We start from the raw sequence: 16882 nt of genomic DNA, 5'->3' as shown, positions 1-16882 counted from the left end.
CAGCACTGTCGACCAACTCTTCTCAGAACTGGATCCCATGAGCGCCATCTCCGTCGGTCAGGCCGTCGTCCTCGGAGTCGTCGAGGGGGTGACCGAATTCCTCCCCGTGTCGTCGACCGGCCACCTCAAGATCGCCGAAGGGCTCATGGACATCCCCGTCGACGACAAGTCCGTCGTCGGCTTCTCCGCCGTCATCCAGGTCGGCGCCATCGCGGCGGTGCTCGTGTACTTCTTCAAGGACATCAAGCGGATCGTCTCCGCCTGGTTCCGCGGTCTGACCAAGCCCGAGGAGCGCTACCACCACGACTACAAGTTCGCCTGGTGGGTGATCGCCGCGACCATCCCGATCGTCGTGGTCGGCCTGGCCGCGAAGCCGCTGATCGAAGGCCCGCTCGCGTCGCTGTGGGTGGTCGCCGGATCGCTGATCGTCGGGTCGGGCGTGATGTGGGCGGCCGACCAGATGGGCCGGCACAAGCGCGGTGAGGACGACACCTCCTTCAAGGACGCGATGCTGGTCGGCTGCTCGCAGATCCTCGCGCTGCTCTTCCCCGGCTTCTCCCGCTCCGGCGCCACCATGTCCACCGCGCTCATCCTCGACCTGGACCGGGTCGCGGCCACCCGGCTGTCCTTCTTCCTCGGCATCCCGGCCCTGACCGGCGCCGGCATCTACGAGCTGAAGGACGCCCTCGGCGCGGGCGTGGGCGCCGCCCCGCTGGCCGTCGGCACGATCGTGTCCTTCGTGGTCGCCTACGCCTCCATCGCCTGGCTGCTGAAGTTCGTCGCGAAGCACTCCTTCAACGCCTTCGTGATCTACCGGATCGTGATCGGCGTGGCGCTCCTCGGCCTCCTCGCCACCGGCACGCTCAACAGCTGACCGGAGTCACCGGCCACCCACGGGGTGCGGCAGCCCGCCCGGGCGCCGCGCCCCGTGTCCGTTTCCCCCGGCGGGGCCCGCCTTGACAGCGGCCTCCCGCAGGCCGCAGGATCGCTCCGTGAACCTGTCAGACAGCCAGACAGGTGGTCCCGTTCCGCGGCGCGTCAGCGCCATGGAGGCGGTCCTCGGCCACCTTCGTGGCGCCATCGAACGCGGCGAGTACGCCGTGGGCGACAAGCTCCCCTCCGAGGCCGAGCTGTGCCGCACCCTCGAGGTCTCCCGGCCCGTGCTCCGCGAGGCGCTGCGCGCCCTGCAGACGATGGGCCTGACGGTCTCCCGGACCGGCAAGGGCACCTTCGTCGTCGCGGACTCCGTCGACGAGCCCACCTTCGGCGACTACACGGCCGGCCACCTGCTGGAGGTCCGCCGCCACGTCGAGATCCCGGTCGCCGGCTACGCGGCGGTCCGCCGCACCCCGGAGAACCTGGACCGGCTCGGCCGGCTGCTCGACCGCATGGAGCGGGAGACGGACACCACCGCGTGGGTCGCGATGGACAGCCTCTTCCACCTCGCCGTCGCCGAGGCCGCGCAGAACCCGGTCTTCCGCCGGGTCATCGAGGAGATCCGCGACGCGCTGGCCCGCCAGTCCGCCTTCCTCAACGAACTGGGCGGGCGCCGCGAGCAGTCGAACCGCGAGCACCGGGCGATCCTCGAGGCGCTGGTGGACGGCAGCGAACACGACGCCGTCCAGGCCATGAGCCACCACCTCGACCGCGTCGAGACGACCCTCACCGACATCGTCCGCGCCGGACGCCCGGACACGCCCACCGGCGGCGGACCCGGCGCGTGACCCATGGCCGGTACGCCGGCCCTCCGCACCGCTCTCCCCGCCCTCCGCCCCTCCCGCATTCCCGCTCCGACCACCGATTCAGGCAGTGATGTACAGCAGCTCTCCCGCCACCGCGTCCGCGCCCGCCGTCCGTGAACCCCGGCACACCCCCGTCGCCCACCTCGTGCGCGGCGGGGTCGTCGAGGGCGTCCACTACGGCTCGGTCGTCGTCCTCGGCGCCGACGGCCGTGTCCAGCTCCGGCTCGGCGACACCGAGGCCGCGTTCTACCCCCGCTCGGCCCTCAAGCCCCTCCAGGCCGTGGCCATGCTGCGCGCCGGGCTCCCGCTGGACGGCGCGCTGCTCTCCCTGGCCGCCGCCAGCCACTCCGGCGAGGAACGGCACCTCGACGGCACCCGGCGGATCCTCGAACTCGCCGGCCTCGGCGAGGACGACCTGCGCAACGTGCCCGACATGCCGTACGGCCCGGCCGTCCGGGACACCTGGGTCCGCGAGGGCCGGGAGCCCTCCCGGCTCGCCCAGAACTGCTCCGGCAAGCACGCGGCGATGCTGTGGACCGCGAAGCTCAACGGCTGGTCCCTGCCGGACTACCTGGACCCGGCCCACCCGCTCCAGCGGGCCGTCGCGGACACGGTCGAGGAACTCACCGGCCAGCCGGTCGCCCGGGTGACCGTGGACGGCTGCGGCGCGCCGCTGTTCTCCGTCTCGCTGCACGGCCTCGCCCGCGCCGCCGCCCGCCTCACCACCGCCGCGCCCGGCACCCCGGAGGCCCGGGTGGCCGACGCCATGCGCGAGCACGCCGAGATGGCCTCCGGCACCGGCCGGGACGTGGCCGAGCTGATGCGGGCCGTACCGGGCCTGCTCGCCAAGGACGGCTTCGAGGGCGTCCAGGTCGCCGCGCTCCCGGACGGCCGCGCCGTCGCCGTCAAGATCGCCGACGGCGCGAACCGGGCCCGCATACCGGTGGCCGCGGCGGCCCTGGCCCGGGCCGGCGTCGACCCCGCCCTGCTCACCGCGTTCGAGGGCGAGCCGCTGCTCGGCGGAGGGGAGCAGGTCGGCCGGGTGCGGCCCGTACCGGCACTGGACCCGGCCCCGCAGCCGGCCTGCGCCTGACCCGCCCCCCGCCCCCCACCCCCGTACCTCCGAAAGAGGCCGCCCCCGATGACCGCCGCCACCCGAAGCGAGCACGACCTGCTCGGCGACCGCGACGTACCCGCCGACGCGTACTGGGGCATCCACACCCTGCGCGCGACGGAGAACTTCCCCATCACCGGCACCCCGATCTCCGCCTACCCGCACCTGATCGACGCCCTGGCCGCCGTCAAGGAGGCCGCCGCCCTCGCCAACGAGGAACTCGGTCTGCTGGAGCCCCGGAAGGCGGCCGCGATCGTCGCCGCCTGCCGGGAGATACGCGCGGGCAAGCTGCACGACCAGTTCGTCGTGGACGTCATCCAGGGCGGCGCCGGCACGTCGACCAACATGAACGCCAACGAGGTCGTGGCCAACCGCGCGCTGGAGCTGCTCGGCCACGGCAAGGGCGAGTACGCGCACCTGCACCCCAACGAGGACGTCAACCTCGGCCAGTCCACCAACGACGTCTACCCCACCGCCGTCAAGATCGCGACGGTGTTCGCGGTGCGCGGCCTGCTCAAGGCCATGGCCGTCCTCCAGGACGCCTTCGCGGGGAAGGCCTTCGAGTTCCGCGACGTGCTGAAGATGGGCCGCACCCAGCTCCAGGACGCCGTGCCGATGACCCTCGGCCAGGAGTTCTCGGCGTTCGCCGTGATGCTCGACGAGGACCGCAGCCGGCTCGCCGAGGCCGTGGAACTGATCCACGAGATCAACCTCGGCGCCACCGCCATCGGCACCGGCCTCAACGCCCCGGCCGGTTACGCCGAGGCCGCCCGCCGGCACCTCGCCGCGATCACCGGACTGCCCCTGGTCACCGCGGCCAACCTCGTCGAGGCCACCCAGGACTGCGGCGCCTTCGTGCAGATGTCCGGTGTGCTGAAGCGGATCGCGGTCAAGCTCTCCAAGAGCTGCAACGACCTGCGCCTGCTGTCCTCAGGCCCCCGCGCGGGCCTCGGCGAGATCAACCTGCCTCCGGTGCAGGCCGGTTCGTCGATCATGCCGGGCAAGGTCAACCCGGTCATCCCCGAGGTCGTCAACCAGGTCGCCTTCGAGGTCATCGGCAACGACGTCGCCATCACCATGGCCGCCGAGGCGGGACAGCTCCAGCTCAACGCCTTCGAGCCGCTCATCCTGCACTCCCTGTCGGAGAGCATCACCCACCTGCGCAGCGCCTGCCTGACGCTGGCCGAGCGGTGCGTCACCGGCATCACCGCCAACACCGAGCGGCTGCGCGCCGCCGTGGAGAACTCCATCGGGCTGGTCACCGCCCTCAACCCGTACATCGGCTACACGGCCGCCACCGACATCGCCAAGGAAGCCCTCGCCACCGGCCGGGGCGTGGCCGAACTCGTCCTGGAGAAGGGCCTGTTGCCCGCCGACCGGCTGGCCGGACTGCTGCGCCCCGAGATCGTCGCGGGCAGCGGGGCGCCCGCCGCCTGACAGGCGCGGGCACGTACGACGCGCGCGGACCGGCCCGGAGGCACAATGGCGATCATGACGACGTCGTCCCCCGCCTTCCTGCCGGTCCTGGAGCGCATCGCGCAGGAGCTGGGCCGCACGCCCGGCCACGGGCGCCCCGCCGACTACATCCCGGCGCTCGCGGCCTGTGATCCGCGCAGCTTCGGCATGGCCGTCGCCGAACCGGACGGCACGGTGTACGGGGTGGGGGAGTGGCGGCAGCCGTTCTCCACGCAGTCCATCACCAAGGTGTTCACCCTCGCCCTGGACCTGGCCCGCGAGGGCGACGAACTCTGGGAGCACGTCGGCCGCGAGCCCTCCGGGAACCCGTTCAACTCCCTGGTGCAGCTCGAGTACGAGAACGGCATTCCGCGCAACCCCTTCATCAACGCGGGCGCGCTGGTCGTCACCGACCGCCTGCAGACCCGCACCGGCGACGCCTCCGGCGAACTGCTCGCCTTCCTGCGCACCGAGAGCGGCAACCCCGGCCTGGACTTCGACCAAGAGGTCGCCGCCTCCGAGACCGCGCACGGCGACCGCAACGCGGCCCTGGCGCACTTCATGGCGTCGTACCACAACATCGACAACGACGTACCGGTGCTGCTCGACCAGTACTTCCGGCAGTGCTCCGTCGCCGCCTCCTGCGCCGACCTCGCCCTCGCCACCGGTTTCCTGGCCCGGCACGGCATCCGCGCCGACGGCACCCGGCTGCTCAGCCGCAGCCAGGCCAAGCAGGTCAACGCGGTGATGCTGACCTGCGGGACGTACGACGCGGCCGGCGACTTCGCCTACCGGGTCGGGCTGCCCGGCAAGAGCGGTGTCGGCGGCGGCATCATCGCGGTGGTCCCGGGCCGCTGCACGCTGTGCGTGTGGAGCCCGGGGCTCGACGAACGGGGCAACTCGGTGGCGGGCGTGGCGGCGCTGGACCGGTTCACCACGCTCACCGGTCTGTCGGTGTTCTGACCCGGACCGGCCACGCCGCGCACACGGCGGTCATGTACGGGCCGCCCGCCGGTGCGGGGAGCGTCGTCTTGCGGCCACCCTGGATTGCCACGCTGACCCGGTGCCGGCCATGCCCCTTCCCCTCGACCTCCGCCGCTGCCAGGTGCTCGGACTGGCCGGCACCGCATGCCTCGCGCTGGGCGGGAAGACGGCCGGCGCCCTGCCGGTGCGGGACATGCTGGCCCCCGCCTCCGCAGGGGCCGCGCTCGGCCTGGTCGGGGTCTACTGCGGGGTCGTGCTGCTCACCGCGGCCTGGGCGCTGCTCGGCCGTCTGGTGCGGGGCCCGCGACCGCCCGGCGAGCGCTCCCTGCTGCTGGTGCTCGCCGTCTGGGCGGCCCCGCTGCTGCTCGCGCCCCCGCTGTTCAGCCGGGACGTCTACAGCTATCTCGCGCAGGGCGCCATGGTCGACGCCCACATGGACGTGTACGCCCACGGTCCCGCCCGGCTCGGCGGCCCGCTGGCCGACGAGGTAGCGCCGGTATGGCAGCACACGGCCGCCCCCTACGGCCCGGCGTTCCTCGCCCTGGCCTCGGCGCTGTCCGCCCTGACCCGCGGCGAGCTGCCCGCCGGTCTGCTCGGCATGCGCCTGGTCGCCGTGCTGGGCGTCGCCCTCATGGCCGCGGCGCTGCCCCGCCTGGCCCGGCACAGCGGCGCCGACCCGGCCGCCGCGCTGTGGCTCGGCGCCCTGAACCCGCTGGTCCTGCTGCACCTGGTCGCGGGTGCCCACAACGACGCGCTCATGCTCGGCCTGCTGGGACTCGGCCTGGTCGCGGCCCTCGGCCGGTGGCCCCTGCTCGGCACCGTGCTCATCACCCTGGCCGCCCTGGTCAAGGCGCCCGCCGCGCTCGGCCTGCCCGCGGCGCTGATCCTCCAGCTCCACGCCGGCCGCGGCCCGCTGCGCGCCACGGTCACGACGGCGGCCGGCGCCACGGCGACCACGGTCCTCGCCACCGCCGTCGCCGGCACGGGATACGGCTGGATCGGCGCCCTGGACACCCCCGTCTCCGCGCACAACTGGGCCCTGACCAGCTTGCTCGGCCGGGCCACCGGCGCCCTGCTCGAACACCTCGGCAGCGGCCTGGCCCCGCTCGCCGTGCCCGCCTGGCATCTGCTGGGCCTGGTGGCCACCGCCGTCGCCGTGACGCTGATCTGGCTCCGGCTGCGCCCGCTGCCGGTGTACGCCCTCGGGCTGAGCCTGCTCGCGGTCGCCGTGCTGGGCCCGGCCATCCGGCCCTGGTACGTGCTGTGGGGCCTGTTCCTCATAGCGGCGGCCGCGCCCAGCACCTCGGTGCGGCACCGGGTCGCCGCGCTGACCGGTGTGCTGGCGCTCGCCGTGCTGCCGAGCGGCGGCCCGCCGGCCCCCGGCCAGCTCGCCCTCGCCGTCTGCGGCGGCGCGCTGGGCCTGGTCCTGCTGTGGCGGGCCCGGCCGGCCGCCCGGGCACCGGCGGCGGGAGAGACGGCATGAGGGGCCCTTCGCTGCCGCGCACCGATCGCGGACGCCTGCTGCTCGTGGCTGCCCTGGCCGCCGCGGTGACCGTGTTCACGGCCACCGTGCCGCTGCTGCGGGACTTCTTCGACCTGCGCGTCTACTACGGGACCGTGCACACCTGGGCCGGGCACGGCGGCCGGATCTACGACTACCGGGTGCCGGGGACGCCGTACGGCTTCACCTATCCGCCGTTGGCCGCGCTGCTCATGCTGCCCCTGGCCGCGATGGGCCGGCACACCGCGATCGCCGCCTCCCTGCTGGTGAACCTGGCCGCGCTGGCGGTGGTCCTGCGTGTTCTCGCCGGGCCCGGCCGGCGAGGGCACGGCTGGTTCCACTGGTCGCTGACGCTGTGCCTGCTCGCGCTGTTCGAGCCGCTGCGGGACACCGTCAGCTTCGGGCAGGTGAACCTGGTGCTGCTGGCCCTGGTGCTGGGCGACGCCTGGCTGCTGAGGACCGGCCGCGGCCGCTGGGCGGGCGCCGGGATCGGGCTGGCCGCGGCGGTGAAGCTCACGCCCGCCCTGTTCATCGCCCTGCTGCTGCTCGCCCGGCGCCGGCGGGCGGCCGCCGTGGCGAGCTGCGTCGCCCTCGCGGCGACCGGGCTGGCCGCCTGGGCGGACCCGGGCGCGTCCCGTCACTACTGGACCCGGGCGCTGTGGGACACGAGCCGCGTCGGACGGCTCGACTACGTCTCGAACCAGTCGCTGCAGGGCGTCCTGGCCCGCCTCGGCGAGCCGGACCGCGCCCTGTGGGCCGGTGCGGTGCTGCTGGTGCTGTGCGGGTGGGCCTGGCGGGCCCGCCGGGCGGCGGCGGCCGGCGACTGGCCGGCGGCCTTCGCGCTCACCGGCGCGGCGGCCTGCCTGGTCAGCCCGGTCACCTGGGTGCACCACCTGGTGTGGCTGCTGCCGTCCCTGGCGGTGCTGGTGCGCGCCGGGCACCCGCGGCTCGCGGGCGCCGTGTACGCGGTGCTGTGCACCAGCGTGGTGTGGCTCTGGGTCCGGGACGCCTCCGGCATCGGCGGCTTCCTCGGCTCCAACGCCTACACCTGGGTCACGCTCGGTCTGCTGCTGGGCCTGCCGGCCGGTCAGCCGCGGGCGTCCCGGCCGTTCTTGGCCCGCAGGGCCAGCGCCACCGCCGCCGCGCCGAGCCCGGTGAAGCCCACGACGGCCGCGGTGGGCGACCAGTCCGGGTCCTCGTCCGGCGCCGGGGCGGGTGTCGCCGCGGCGGGTGCGGCGGCCGCGGCCGCGGTGCCCCCGGGACGCAGCGCGTCCAGCGACCCCACCGGGTCCACCCGCCCCGCCGCGGCGAAGCCCCAGTCGAGCAGCTGACGGGCCTCCTCGTACACGGCGAGGCCGCCGCCCTCCTGAGGGTTCATCACGGTCACCACGAGGGTGCGGCCGTCCCGGCGTGCCGCGGCGACGAGGGTGTTGCCCGCGTTGCTGGTGTAGCCGTTCTTGATCCCGATCAGCCCGGGGTACGGAGCCACGCCGTCCTCACCGGTCAGCAGCCGGTTGGTGTTCTCGATCTGGTACGGCCAGCCGTCGCCCGGGAACTGGGACCGGGCGGTGGAGCAGTACCGGGCGAAGTCGGGGTTGCGCAGCCCGGCCCGCCCGAACACGGCCAGGTCGTACGCCGAGGACACCTGGCCGTCGGCGTCGTAGCCGTCGGGGGAGACGACATGGGTGTCCAGGGCGCCCAGGGAGCGTGCCTTGGCCTGCATCTTCCTGGCGGTGGCCTGCCAGCCGCCGCCCAGCGAGGCGAGCACGTGCACGGCGTCGTTGCCCGAGCTGAGGAACACTCCGCGCCACAGGTCGGCCACCTGGTAGCTGTGCCCCTCCTCGACGCCGACCAGGCTGCTGCCCTCGCCGACGTCCTCCAGTTCCCGGTAGTCGACGGTGTGCCGCATGCCCGAGGGCAGGCCGGGCAGCACGGTGAGGGCGAACAGGGTCTTCATGGTGCTCGCGGGCGGCAGCTCGCGGTGCGCGTCGTCGGCGGCCAGCACCTCGCCGCTGCCGGCGTCGGCGACCAGCCAGGACAGCGCGGAGACCTCCGGGATCTCGGGGGCGCCCTTGCGGAGCCTGACCTGCGTGCCGGACCGGTGGAGCAGGGACGGCTCGGGCACCGACGCGCGTGGCCCGGGCGGCGCGGGATCCCCCGCACGGTGTGCGGTGGAGGCGGCGGCCGGTGCGAGGGCGAGGGTGCCCGCCACACACAAGTAACAGGCCGTGAAGGCGACCCGACGAGAGAATCCGGTGATCATAGGATCAACGTAGGAAGTCGCGGCGGGTCCGGCGCGCTGTCCGGGCCGGACGGCCTACGGGAGCAACCCGGACGCAGCACCCGCGCGAGCCCCGGCAGGCGGCCCGGCCGCCGCGCTCACGGGTGTCCCGGAGACGTTCAGCCGCCGGGCAGGGTCGGCTGGACGCGGCGCAGGAACGTGGCGTTGTCGGGGGTTCCCCGCATGCGCTCGAGCAGCGTCTCGAGGGCGCCCGGTGCGCCCTCGCGGGAGCGCAGGGCCCGGCGCAGGCCCCGGGTGACCGTCAACTCGGCCGGGGTGAGGAGCAGTTCCTCTCGGCGGGTACCGGTGGCGTCGATGTCCACGGCCGGGAAGACCCGGCGGGCGGCGGGTTCCCGGTCCAGCCGGAGCTCCATGTTGCCGGTGCTCTTCAGCTCCTCGAAGAAGTAGCCGTCGGCGCGCGAGCCGGTGTCCACCAGGACGGTGGCGAGGATGGTGAGCGAGCCGCCCTCCTCGGCCTGCCGGGCGGCGCCGAAGAACCGCTTGGGGCCGAGCAGCGCGCCCGCGTCGACACCGCCGCTCAGGGTGCGGCCACCGGCGGCGGACGCGTTGTTGTGGGCCCGGCACAGCCGGGTCAGCGAGTCCAGCAGCACGACGACGTCCTCGCCGGCCTCGACGAGCCGCTTGGCCCGTTCGACGACCAGTTCCGCCAGGGCGATGTGCTCCCCGGCCGCCCGGTCGAAGGTGGAGGCGTAGACCTCGCCGCGCACCGAGCGGCGCATCTCGGTGACCTCCTCGGGCCGCTCGTCCAGCAGCAGCACCATCAGCCGGCAGCCGGGGTGGTTGCCCGCGACCGCGGCGGCGAGCTGCTGGAGCAGCACGGTCTTGCCGCTCTTCGGCGGGGCCACGATCAGCCCGCGCTGCCCCTTTCCGACCGGCGCGAACAGGTCGGTGACGCGCCCGGCAAGGCCGGACGCCGGGTGCTCCAGGCGGAGGCGCTCATGGGGGTGCAGCGGGGTGAGCTCGTGGAAGTGCCGGCGGGAGCGGAGTTCGCCGGGAGCGCGGCCGTCGACCAGCGTGATGCCGGTCAGGCCGGCCCGCGCCGTGCTCTCGCCCCGCACGAGGTCGCCCCGGCGCAGGCCGTGACGGCGGATCAGCGCGGGGGAGACCTGCGGGTCCTCGGGGGAGGGCAGCAGGTGCGCGGCCCTCAGGCGCCCCTTCCCGTGCGCGTCGATGTCCAGGACACCGGTGACGGGCCGGGCGGCCGGGGGCCGCTGTGCGACCGGGGGGTGTTCGAGTGTGGTGGTCATGGCTGGAAGGTCCTTTCACGGACGGAAGACAGAAAGCCGGAGAGAAGGGGGAGAGGCCGGGAGCGGGAGGCGGACACACGGGTGCCTCCGGGCGGCGGGAACGGCACCTCGGGTACGGCGGAAGGCCGGTTCACGAGGTGGTGCCGGGAAGCCGATGCGCCGGAGCCGGAGACCGGCGGGCCGATCGGCGCGATGAGAGAGAAGTGGCACCGGCGTCCGCGAGGGGACGTGCACGAGTACCTGTCGGCACAGTACCACCCGGCGGAGCGGTATGTCCGTGACCACGCCAACACAGCGTCGCGGGGGCATATTCCCCATGATGTGAAAGCCCAGGCCGGGCGGCTCCGGTGAGCCTACGATCGTCGGCGTCACCCTCGCCGTACGACCGTCAGGAGCTGCCGGTGGAGACCACGCCCGCCATGCCGCCGCACCGTCTGGACCCCGCAGGCGGCTGCCCGCACGCCGACAACGCGCGACTCCTGGCCCGCGGCGCCGTGACCCCGGTCGAACTGCCCGGTGGCATCGAGGGCGCGGCCGTCCTCGGGCACGAAGCGCTCCGGGAGTTCCTGCAGCATCCCGGCGTGGCCAAGAACGCACGTCACTTCACGGCGCTGCGCGAGGGGCTGATAGCCGAGGGATGGCCGTTGCGCACCTTCGCGACCGTACCGGGCATGACCACCGCCGACGGCGAGGACCACCGGCGGCTGCGCTCCCTGGTCGGTCGCGCCTTCACCCCCAGGCGCACCGAGGAACTGAGGCCGCGCGTCGAGGAGTTGACCGAGTCGCTGCTGGACGGGCTGGCGGCCGCCGCCGCGGCCGGCGGGGGCGTCGCGGATCTGCGCCGGCACTTCGCGCTCCCGCTGCCCATGGGCGTCATCAGCGAACTCCTCGGCGTGGACCCCGAGTTCCGGGACCGGCTGCACCACCTCAGCAGCCGGATCGTGGCCACCGACACCGAGCCCGCCGAGGCCGTCGCCGCCAACCGTGAACTCCTGGCCGTACTTGGGGAGATCGCCGCCGCGAGGGCCGCCGCCCCCGGCGACGACCTGACCAGCGCGCTCATCGCGGCCCGGGACGAGGACGGCGACCGGCTCAGCGGGCAGGAGCTGATCGGCACGCTCCTGCTGATGATCATCGCCGGGCACGAGACCACGCTCAACCTGATCACCAACGCGGTACGCGCCCTGTGCGGCCACCGCGACCAGCTCGGCCTGGTGCGCGCGGGCGGGGCGAGCTGGGCCGACGTCGTGGAGGAGACCCTGCGCTGGGACGCCCCGGTCAGCTACTTCCCGTTCCGCTACCCGGTGCGCGACCTCACCGTCGGCGGCACGCTCATACCCGCCGGCACCCCCGTCCTGGCCGGCTACTCCGCCGCGGGCCGCGACCGGGCGGCGCACGGCCAGGACGCCGACCGCTTCGACGTCACCCGGCCCGCCCGTCCCGGCGCCGTACGCCACCTCTCCCTCGGGCACGGCGCCCACTACTGCCTCGGCGCCCCACTGGCCCGCCTGGAGGCGACCGTCGCCCTGGAGCGGCTGTTCACCCGCTTCCCCGGGCTCGAACTCGCCGTCCCCGACGCGGAACTGGCCCCGCACGCGGGTTTCGTCGGCAACAGCGTGCGCGCCCTCCCGGTGCGCCCGGTGCCCTGAGCCGAGGGGCCGCCGCGCGCCGGAAGCCGGACCGGACGTCACCGATCCGTGCCAGATGTCCCCACACCATAACGATCCCGGACGTCAGGGGACTTGACCGTCAACGCGGCACTATCGTCGCGACATGTCCACGCCCCCGCAGCCCCCGCAGCCGGCCGACCGGCCCGCGCCGCAGCCCGGACAGCCGGCCCCGCAGCCCGCGGTGCCCGCACAGCCGACGGCCTACCCCTACCCGAGTCCGCAGTCCCCCGCGCCGGGGCAGTTCCACGCGCAGCCCACCCTGGTGGGGCAGCCGGGCCTGCTCCAGCCGCCGCCGCAGCCCGGTCATCCGTACACCCAGCCACCGCTGTACGCGCCCGTGCCCGCCCCGCCTGCCGGTGGTGGTGCCGGGCGGGCGGTGCTGTGGGCGGCCGTCGGAGCGGTCGTCGCCTCCGCGGCCTGGGCGGCCGGTGTGTTCCTGGTCGGCGGCACGGGCGACGACGTGGATCTGCGGGGCTACTCGGCGCCCGCGAACATGTGCTCCGGCGCGGACTACTCCTCCTTCACGGACGAGTACCCGCAGAACGACGCCTCGCCCACGCACAACTCGCTCAAGGACGACGCCCTGGACGAGAGTTCCTGCAGCGTGGGGCTGAAGAAGACCGGGTCGAGCTACTCGGACGCCTACCTCACCATGCAGGTGGACCTGCACCGCAGCACCGACCCGGCCCCCGAGTTCACCGCCACCTGGAGCAACTACGGCGACAGCCACACCGGTTACGACGTCAGCCCGGTGAAGGGCATCGGCGACGAGGCCTACCTCGTCAGCCAGGACACCACCAGCGGCTCCACCGGCGGCTCCCGGTACGCCACGCTGGCCGTGCGCGACGGCTGGGTGACGTACACGATGAGCTACAGCGTCTATCTCAGCTCCTACGACCAGGACAAGGACCCGCCCGGGCTCGCCGACGTGACCGACTGGCTGAAGACGGACACCAGGGCGACGCTGGAGCGGCTCAAGGACTGACGCCGCGTCCCGGTCCCGGCCGCGCCGCTCACGCGGAGCGCGCCTCCGCCTCCCGCGCGATCGAGTCGAACCGGGCGCCCATGGCCGCGGCGAGCGCCTGGGCGCCCGAGAGCGGGCGCACCATCACCGTGAGCTCGTCGATCAGACCGTCGTCGTCGAGGTGGATGAAGTCGCAGCCGCTCAGTTCCCGGTCGCCCACCCGCGCCCGGAAGACCAGCGCGTGGTCGCGGCCGTCGGCGCCGGCGAGTTCCCGCTCGTAGCGGAAGTCCTCGAAGACCTGGGAGACCCCGCGCAGGATCGCCGCGGTGATCGCCTTCCCGGGGTACGGCTTGAAGACGACGGGGCTGGTGAAGACGACGTCATCGGCCAGCAGCGCCTCGACGGCGTCCAGGTCGCCCGCCTCGACCGCCTCGCGGAACGCGCGCATCGGATCACCTCACATAGTCAATTAATTGAATAGGTGCGGATGAGGGTAATCACCGGCTGCTAGCGTGTCCACATGTCGCTCAAGTACGCCGTCCTGGCCGCCCTGCTGGAGGGGGAGGCCTCGGGCTACGAGCTGTCGAAGGTGTTCGACGTCTCGCTCGCGAACTTCTGGCCCGCCACCCCCCAGCAGCTCTACCGCGAGCTGGAGCGCCTCGCGCAGGACGGACTGGTCGAGGCCCGGACGGTGCCGCAGGAACGCCGGCCCACCAAGCGGATGTTCACCCTGACCGAGGCCGGCCGGAGCCGGCTGCGCGCCTTCGCCGACGAACCGCCGAAACGCCCCACCGCCATCCGCGACGAACTCCTCATCAAGATCCAGGCCATGGACGGCGGCGACCCCGGGGTGGCCCGGGCGCTCGTCGAGGAGCGCGCGGGCTGGGCCCGCGGCAAACTCGACCGCTACGAACGGGTGCGCGCACGTCTCCTCGCCGGGCGGTCCGAGGAGGAGTACCTGCGTACGGCCGACCGGATCGGCCCGTACCTCACCCTCATGGCGGGCATCTCCTTCGAGGAGGAGAACCTGCGCTGGTGCGAGCGCGTGCTGCGCGTCCTCGACCGGCGGGTGTCCTCGCCGTCCGGTGGCGAGTACGCCTAGGCTGAGCCGATGTTCAGCCCCGAAGGCCCCAGCCTGCGCGAACTCGCCGTACAGGCACTGTCGTCCGTCGAGCACGGCTACGACCTGCTGGCCCCGAAGTTCGACCACACGCCTTTCCGTACGCCCGGCTCGGTGCTGGAGTCCGTCGCCAAGGCGCTGGAGCCCCTCGGGCCCTTCGAGGACGGCCTCGACCTGTGCTGCGGCACCGGAGCCGGGACGGAGCTGCTGACGGGACTGTGCGGCCGCGGCGTCACCGGCGTCGACTTCAGCGCCGGCATGCTCGACGTCGCCCGCCGCCGCGTGCCGTCCGGCGGCCCGGACGTCACCTGGGTGCGCGGCGACGCCCGGGCCCTGCCGTTCGGGCCCGTCTTCGACCTGGTGGTCAGCTTCGGCGCGTTCGGCCACTTCCTGCCCCGCGAACTGCCGGGGCTGTTCGCCCAGGTCCGCTCCGTGCTGCGGCCGGGCGGCAGCTTCGCCTTCCCCGTCTTCGCCCCGCCCCGCCTCTCCAGCCCCGCGTTCTGGACGCTGCTCGGCTTCGACACGGCGATGCGGGTGCGCAACGCCCTGTGGCGGCCGCCGTTCGTCATGTACTACCGGACCTTCCGGTTCGGCGACGTCATGGACGGGCTGACCGGCGCCGGCTTCACGGTCGGGCTGCGGCCGCTGCCCGAGTTCGGGCGGCGCGACGACGGCAGCCCCCGGGCCCGCCTCCTCGTGGCCAGGGCTCAGCCGGCCGCGGGCAGGGTGAACTCGTAGACCAGCGCGTCCCGTTCGGAGTCGACCACCAGATCGGTGATCTCCAGCGGGCGCGCGTACTGGTCGTGCACCCGGCGCGTCACCCGGACCGACGAGGCGTCGCCGACCTGGGTGATGGAGTCCCGGTGGTGCAGGGTGAGCCCGGCCTTGCGCATCCAGTCGTAGGCCCGGCGCAGCTGTGCCGGGGTGGCCCCGTCCGCCCGGTCGCGGTAGCGGCCCAGTTCGGCGACCTCGCTCAGCGCCACCGCGGAGAACGTTGTCACCGCCGTGCGCAGCGAGTGGCCGTCGGGCGCGGCCGACCGGTAGCGGTGCACCAGCGTGGGCCGGTGCGGGGCCAGTCCGAGTGCCTGCGCGTGCTCCGGCGACGGTGCCTCCCAGGTCACCGTCGCCCGGTCCACCGCGTACGGGTCCGTGGGCCGGGCGCCGACGGGGAAGGTGAGCGAGACCGGGTCCTCGACCGGGCGGCCGGGCAGCGTGGCGTGGCTGCCCCGCCGGTCCGTGGCGACCAGACCGCCGCGGCGCAGCACCTCCAGCGCCTGCCGTACGGTCTCCCGGCTGACACCGAAGTGCCGGGCCAGGTGCCGTTCGCTGGGCAGCCGGTCACCGGGCGGGACGGTGCCGTCGTGCAGTTCGTCGAGGAGCTGGGACGCGACCCGCCAGTACAGGGGCCGGTCGTCGGTCTGCGGGGGGTCGAGCGGGGTGGTGCGGGCCATGCCGCGCCTCCTGTGGTGACAAGACGTAGCCGAACGGGCTCATTGCGCGACCACATCTAGCATTGGTCTAAACCACAAGGGAAGAGCGGTCCGGTGGTTCGGCCGAAACCCACCCGCGCGACCGGACCTCACAGAGCGCTGTAGACCGCGTTCACCAGGGCCGTCTTGCGCGGGTCGTCCGCGATGTGCGGCCCCATCCGGTTCATCGTGTACCCGAGCGAGACCCCCGCCTCCGGATCCGCGAGCCCGCACGAACCCCCGAACCCGTCGTGTCCGAAAGCGCGCGGGTTCGGTCCGTAGGAGCCGTGCGGGCCGCTCAGCCACAGCCCGAGCCCGACCTCCGTCTCACCCTCGAACCCCGCGCCCAGCACCAGATCGCGGCATCGGCCCTGCCCCTCACGCGCCCGTTCCACCGCACGCGGTGACAGGATCCGCCGGTCGCCGTAGGAGCCCCGGCCCGCGAACACGCCGTACAGGGCGGCGACCGAGCGCGCGGTGCCGTGCCCGTTGGCCGCCGGGATCTCCGCCGCCCGCCACGCGGCCGTGTTCGCCTGCGCCGCGCCCACGGCCGGATTGGCGAGGGCGGCGATCGCGGCAGGCGGCAACTGGCCGAAAGCGGCGGCTCGCCGACCGTCGTCCCGGGTCCGTGCGTGGACCAGCTCGGCCGCCCGGCCGGCCTCCTTCTCCGGCAGGCCGATCGTGAAGTCCAGCCCGAGCGGCCCGGTCACCTCCCGCTCCAGGAACGCCCCGGGCCGCAGTCCCGACACCCGCCGCACCACTTCCCCCACCAGGAAGCCCCAGGTCAGCGCGTGATATCCGGACCGGGTGCCCGGCTCCCACCAGGGCTCGGTGGCCGCCAGCCGCGCGGTCGTCAGCTCCCAGTCGTAGAGCTGCTCGACGGAGTGCGGTTCCCGCAGGCCGGACAGTCCGGCTCGGTGCGACAGCAGGTCCCGTACCCGCACGTCCTCCTTGCCCGCCGCCGCGAATTCCGGCCAGTACGCGGCCACCGGCCGGTCGAAGTCGAGCAGGCCCCGGTCGGCGAGGACATGCGCGCACAGGGCCACCGGCCCCTTGGTGGTGGACCACACGTTGACCAGTGTGTCCCGCTCCCAGCGCCGGGTGCGGGCCGCGTCCGCCCAGCCGCCCCACAGGTCGGCCACCGTCTCGCCGCCGACGGTCACCGCCACGGCGGCGCCCAGTTCGTCACGCTCCCGGAAATTCTCCTCGAACGCCTCCCGCACCGCGGTGAAGCGCGGATCGCAGTGGCCCTGAACCTGTGCCTCGTGCGCGGACATCCAGCCTCCGTCGTCGCCGGGAACCCGGGGGGCGGCA

The 16882-nt window shown here is 74.0% G+C and carries 15 protein-coding genes and 1 pseudogene; 11 read left to right on the top strand and 5 right to left on the bottom strand.

The window, feature by feature from the left end; genetic code table 11:
• Positions 1-37 precede the first annotated feature (37 nt).
• From ABZ478_RS31840 to ABZ478_RS31810, 7 genes are all read left to right on the top strand, one after another.
• Positions 38-874: an undecaprenyl-diphosphate phosphatase gene (locus tag ABZ478_RS31840; protein WP_359554779.1), complete on the top strand. Its 837-nt coding sequence runs from the start codon at positions 38-40 to the stop codon at positions 872-874.
• 172 nt (positions 875-1046) lie between these two features.
• Positions 1047-1724, top strand: coding sequence for a FadR/GntR family transcriptional regulator (locus ABZ478_RS31835; RefSeq protein WP_359554918.1), 678 nt, complete (start codon positions 1047-1049; stop codon positions 1722-1724).
• 88 nt (positions 1725-1812) lie between these two features.
• A complete protein-coding gene (locus ABZ478_RS31830; protein ID WP_359554776.1) occupies positions 1813-2835 on the top strand; it encodes an asparaginase in 1023 nt (340 codons plus the stop codon).
• A 48-nt stretch (positions 2836-2883) separates the two neighbouring features.
• Positions 2884-4293, top strand: coding sequence for an aspartate ammonia-lyase (gene aspA / locus ABZ478_RS31825; protein ID WP_359554773.1), 1410 nt, complete (start codon positions 2884-2886; stop codon positions 4291-4293).
• 45 nt (positions 4294-4338) lie between these two features.
• The gene (locus ABZ478_RS31820; protein ID WP_359554770.1) at positions 4339-5274 is read left to right on the top strand and encodes a glutaminase; all 936 of its coding nucleotides are present in this window, start codon (positions 4339-4341) and stop codon (positions 5272-5274) included.
• Between the two features lie 109 nt (positions 5275-5383).
• Positions 5384-6778, top strand: a complete 1395-nt coding sequence (gene mptB / locus ABZ478_RS31815; RefSeq protein ID WP_359554767.1) for a polyprenol phosphomannose-dependent alpha 1,6 mannosyltransferase MptB — start codon at positions 5384-5386, stop codon at positions 6776-6778.
• Positions 6775-8127, top strand: a complete 1353-nt coding sequence (locus ABZ478_RS31810; RefSeq protein ID WP_359554765.1) for a glycosyltransferase family 87 protein — start codon at positions 6775-6777, stop codon at positions 8125-8127. The genes mptB and ABZ478_RS31810 overlap by 4 nt, the downstream gene beginning before the upstream one ends.
• Before the next feature lie 50 nt (positions 8128-8177).
• Here ABZ478_RS31810 and ABZ478_RS31805 read toward each other — a convergent pair.
• Together ABZ478_RS31805 and rho are read right to left on the bottom strand one after the other, a co-directional pair.
• Positions 8178-9059: pseudogene (locus ABZ478_RS31805) on the bottom strand (serine hydrolase); the annotation flags it as partial.
• 137 nt (positions 9060-9196) lie between these two features.
• Positions 9197-10345, bottom strand: coding sequence for a transcription termination factor Rho (gene rho, locus ABZ478_RS31800; protein WP_359554762.1), 1149 nt, complete (start codon positions 10343-10345; stop codon positions 9197-9199).
• Positions 10346-10764: 419 nt separating this feature from the next.
• On the opposite strand from rho, the gene ABZ478_RS31795 reads away from it, so the two are divergent.
• Together ABZ478_RS31795 and ABZ478_RS31790 are read left to right on the top strand one after the other, a co-directional pair.
• Positions 10765-11994 (top strand): cytochrome P450, encoded by a 1230-nt coding sequence (locus ABZ478_RS31795; RefSeq protein WP_359554916.1) that lies wholly within the window; start codon positions 10765-10767, stop codon positions 11992-11994.
• Positions 11995-12118: 124 nt separating this feature from the next.
• Positions 12119-13000, top strand: coding sequence for a hypothetical protein (locus ABZ478_RS31790; RefSeq protein ID WP_359554759.1), 882 nt, complete (start codon positions 12119-12121; stop codon positions 12998-13000).
• A 28-nt stretch (positions 13001-13028) separates the two neighbouring features.
• Here ABZ478_RS31790 and ABZ478_RS31785 read toward each other — a convergent pair whose 3' ends face one another.
• Positions 13029-13427, bottom strand: a complete 399-nt coding sequence (locus ABZ478_RS31785; protein ID WP_359554756.1) for a nuclear transport factor 2 family protein — start codon at positions 13425-13427, stop codon at positions 13029-13031.
• A gap of 72 nt (positions 13428-13499) precedes the next feature.
• Here ABZ478_RS31785 and ABZ478_RS31780 point away from each other — a divergent pair, with 72 nt between their 5' ends.
• Together ABZ478_RS31780 and ABZ478_RS31775 are read left to right on the top strand one after the other, a co-directional pair.
• Positions 13500-14081: a PadR family transcriptional regulator gene (locus tag ABZ478_RS31780; RefSeq protein WP_359554753.1), complete on the top strand. Its 582-nt coding sequence runs from the start codon at positions 13500-13502 to the stop codon at positions 14079-14081.
• A 9-nt stretch (positions 14082-14090) separates the two neighbouring features.
• A complete protein-coding gene (locus ABZ478_RS31775) occupies positions 14091-14837 on the top strand; it encodes a class I SAM-dependent methyltransferase (protein WP_359554750.1) in 747 nt (248 codons plus the stop codon).
• On the opposite strand, the gene ABZ478_RS31770 is transcribed toward ABZ478_RS31775, so the two are convergent.
• Entirely contained in the window at positions 14807-15550 is a 744-nt protein-coding gene (locus ABZ478_RS31770; protein WP_359554747.1) for a GntR family transcriptional regulator, read from the bottom strand. The two genes, ABZ478_RS31775 and ABZ478_RS31770, sit on opposite strands and share 31 nt — an antisense overlap.
• A gap of 128 nt (positions 15551-15678) precedes the next feature.
• Entirely contained in the window at positions 15679-16845 is a 1167-nt protein-coding gene (locus tag ABZ478_RS31765; protein WP_359554745.1) for a serine hydrolase domain-containing protein, read from the bottom strand.
• Positions 16846-16882 lie beyond the last annotated feature (37 nt).

The sequence above is a fragment of the Streptomyces sp. NPDC005706 genome, assembly GCF_040631045.1.
Classification (GTDB): domain Bacteria; phylum Actinomycetota; class Actinomycetes; order Streptomycetales; family Streptomycetaceae; genus Streptomyces.
Note: the sequence above shows the minus strand (reverse complement) of the source record. Positions and strands in the feature narration are given on the sequence as shown.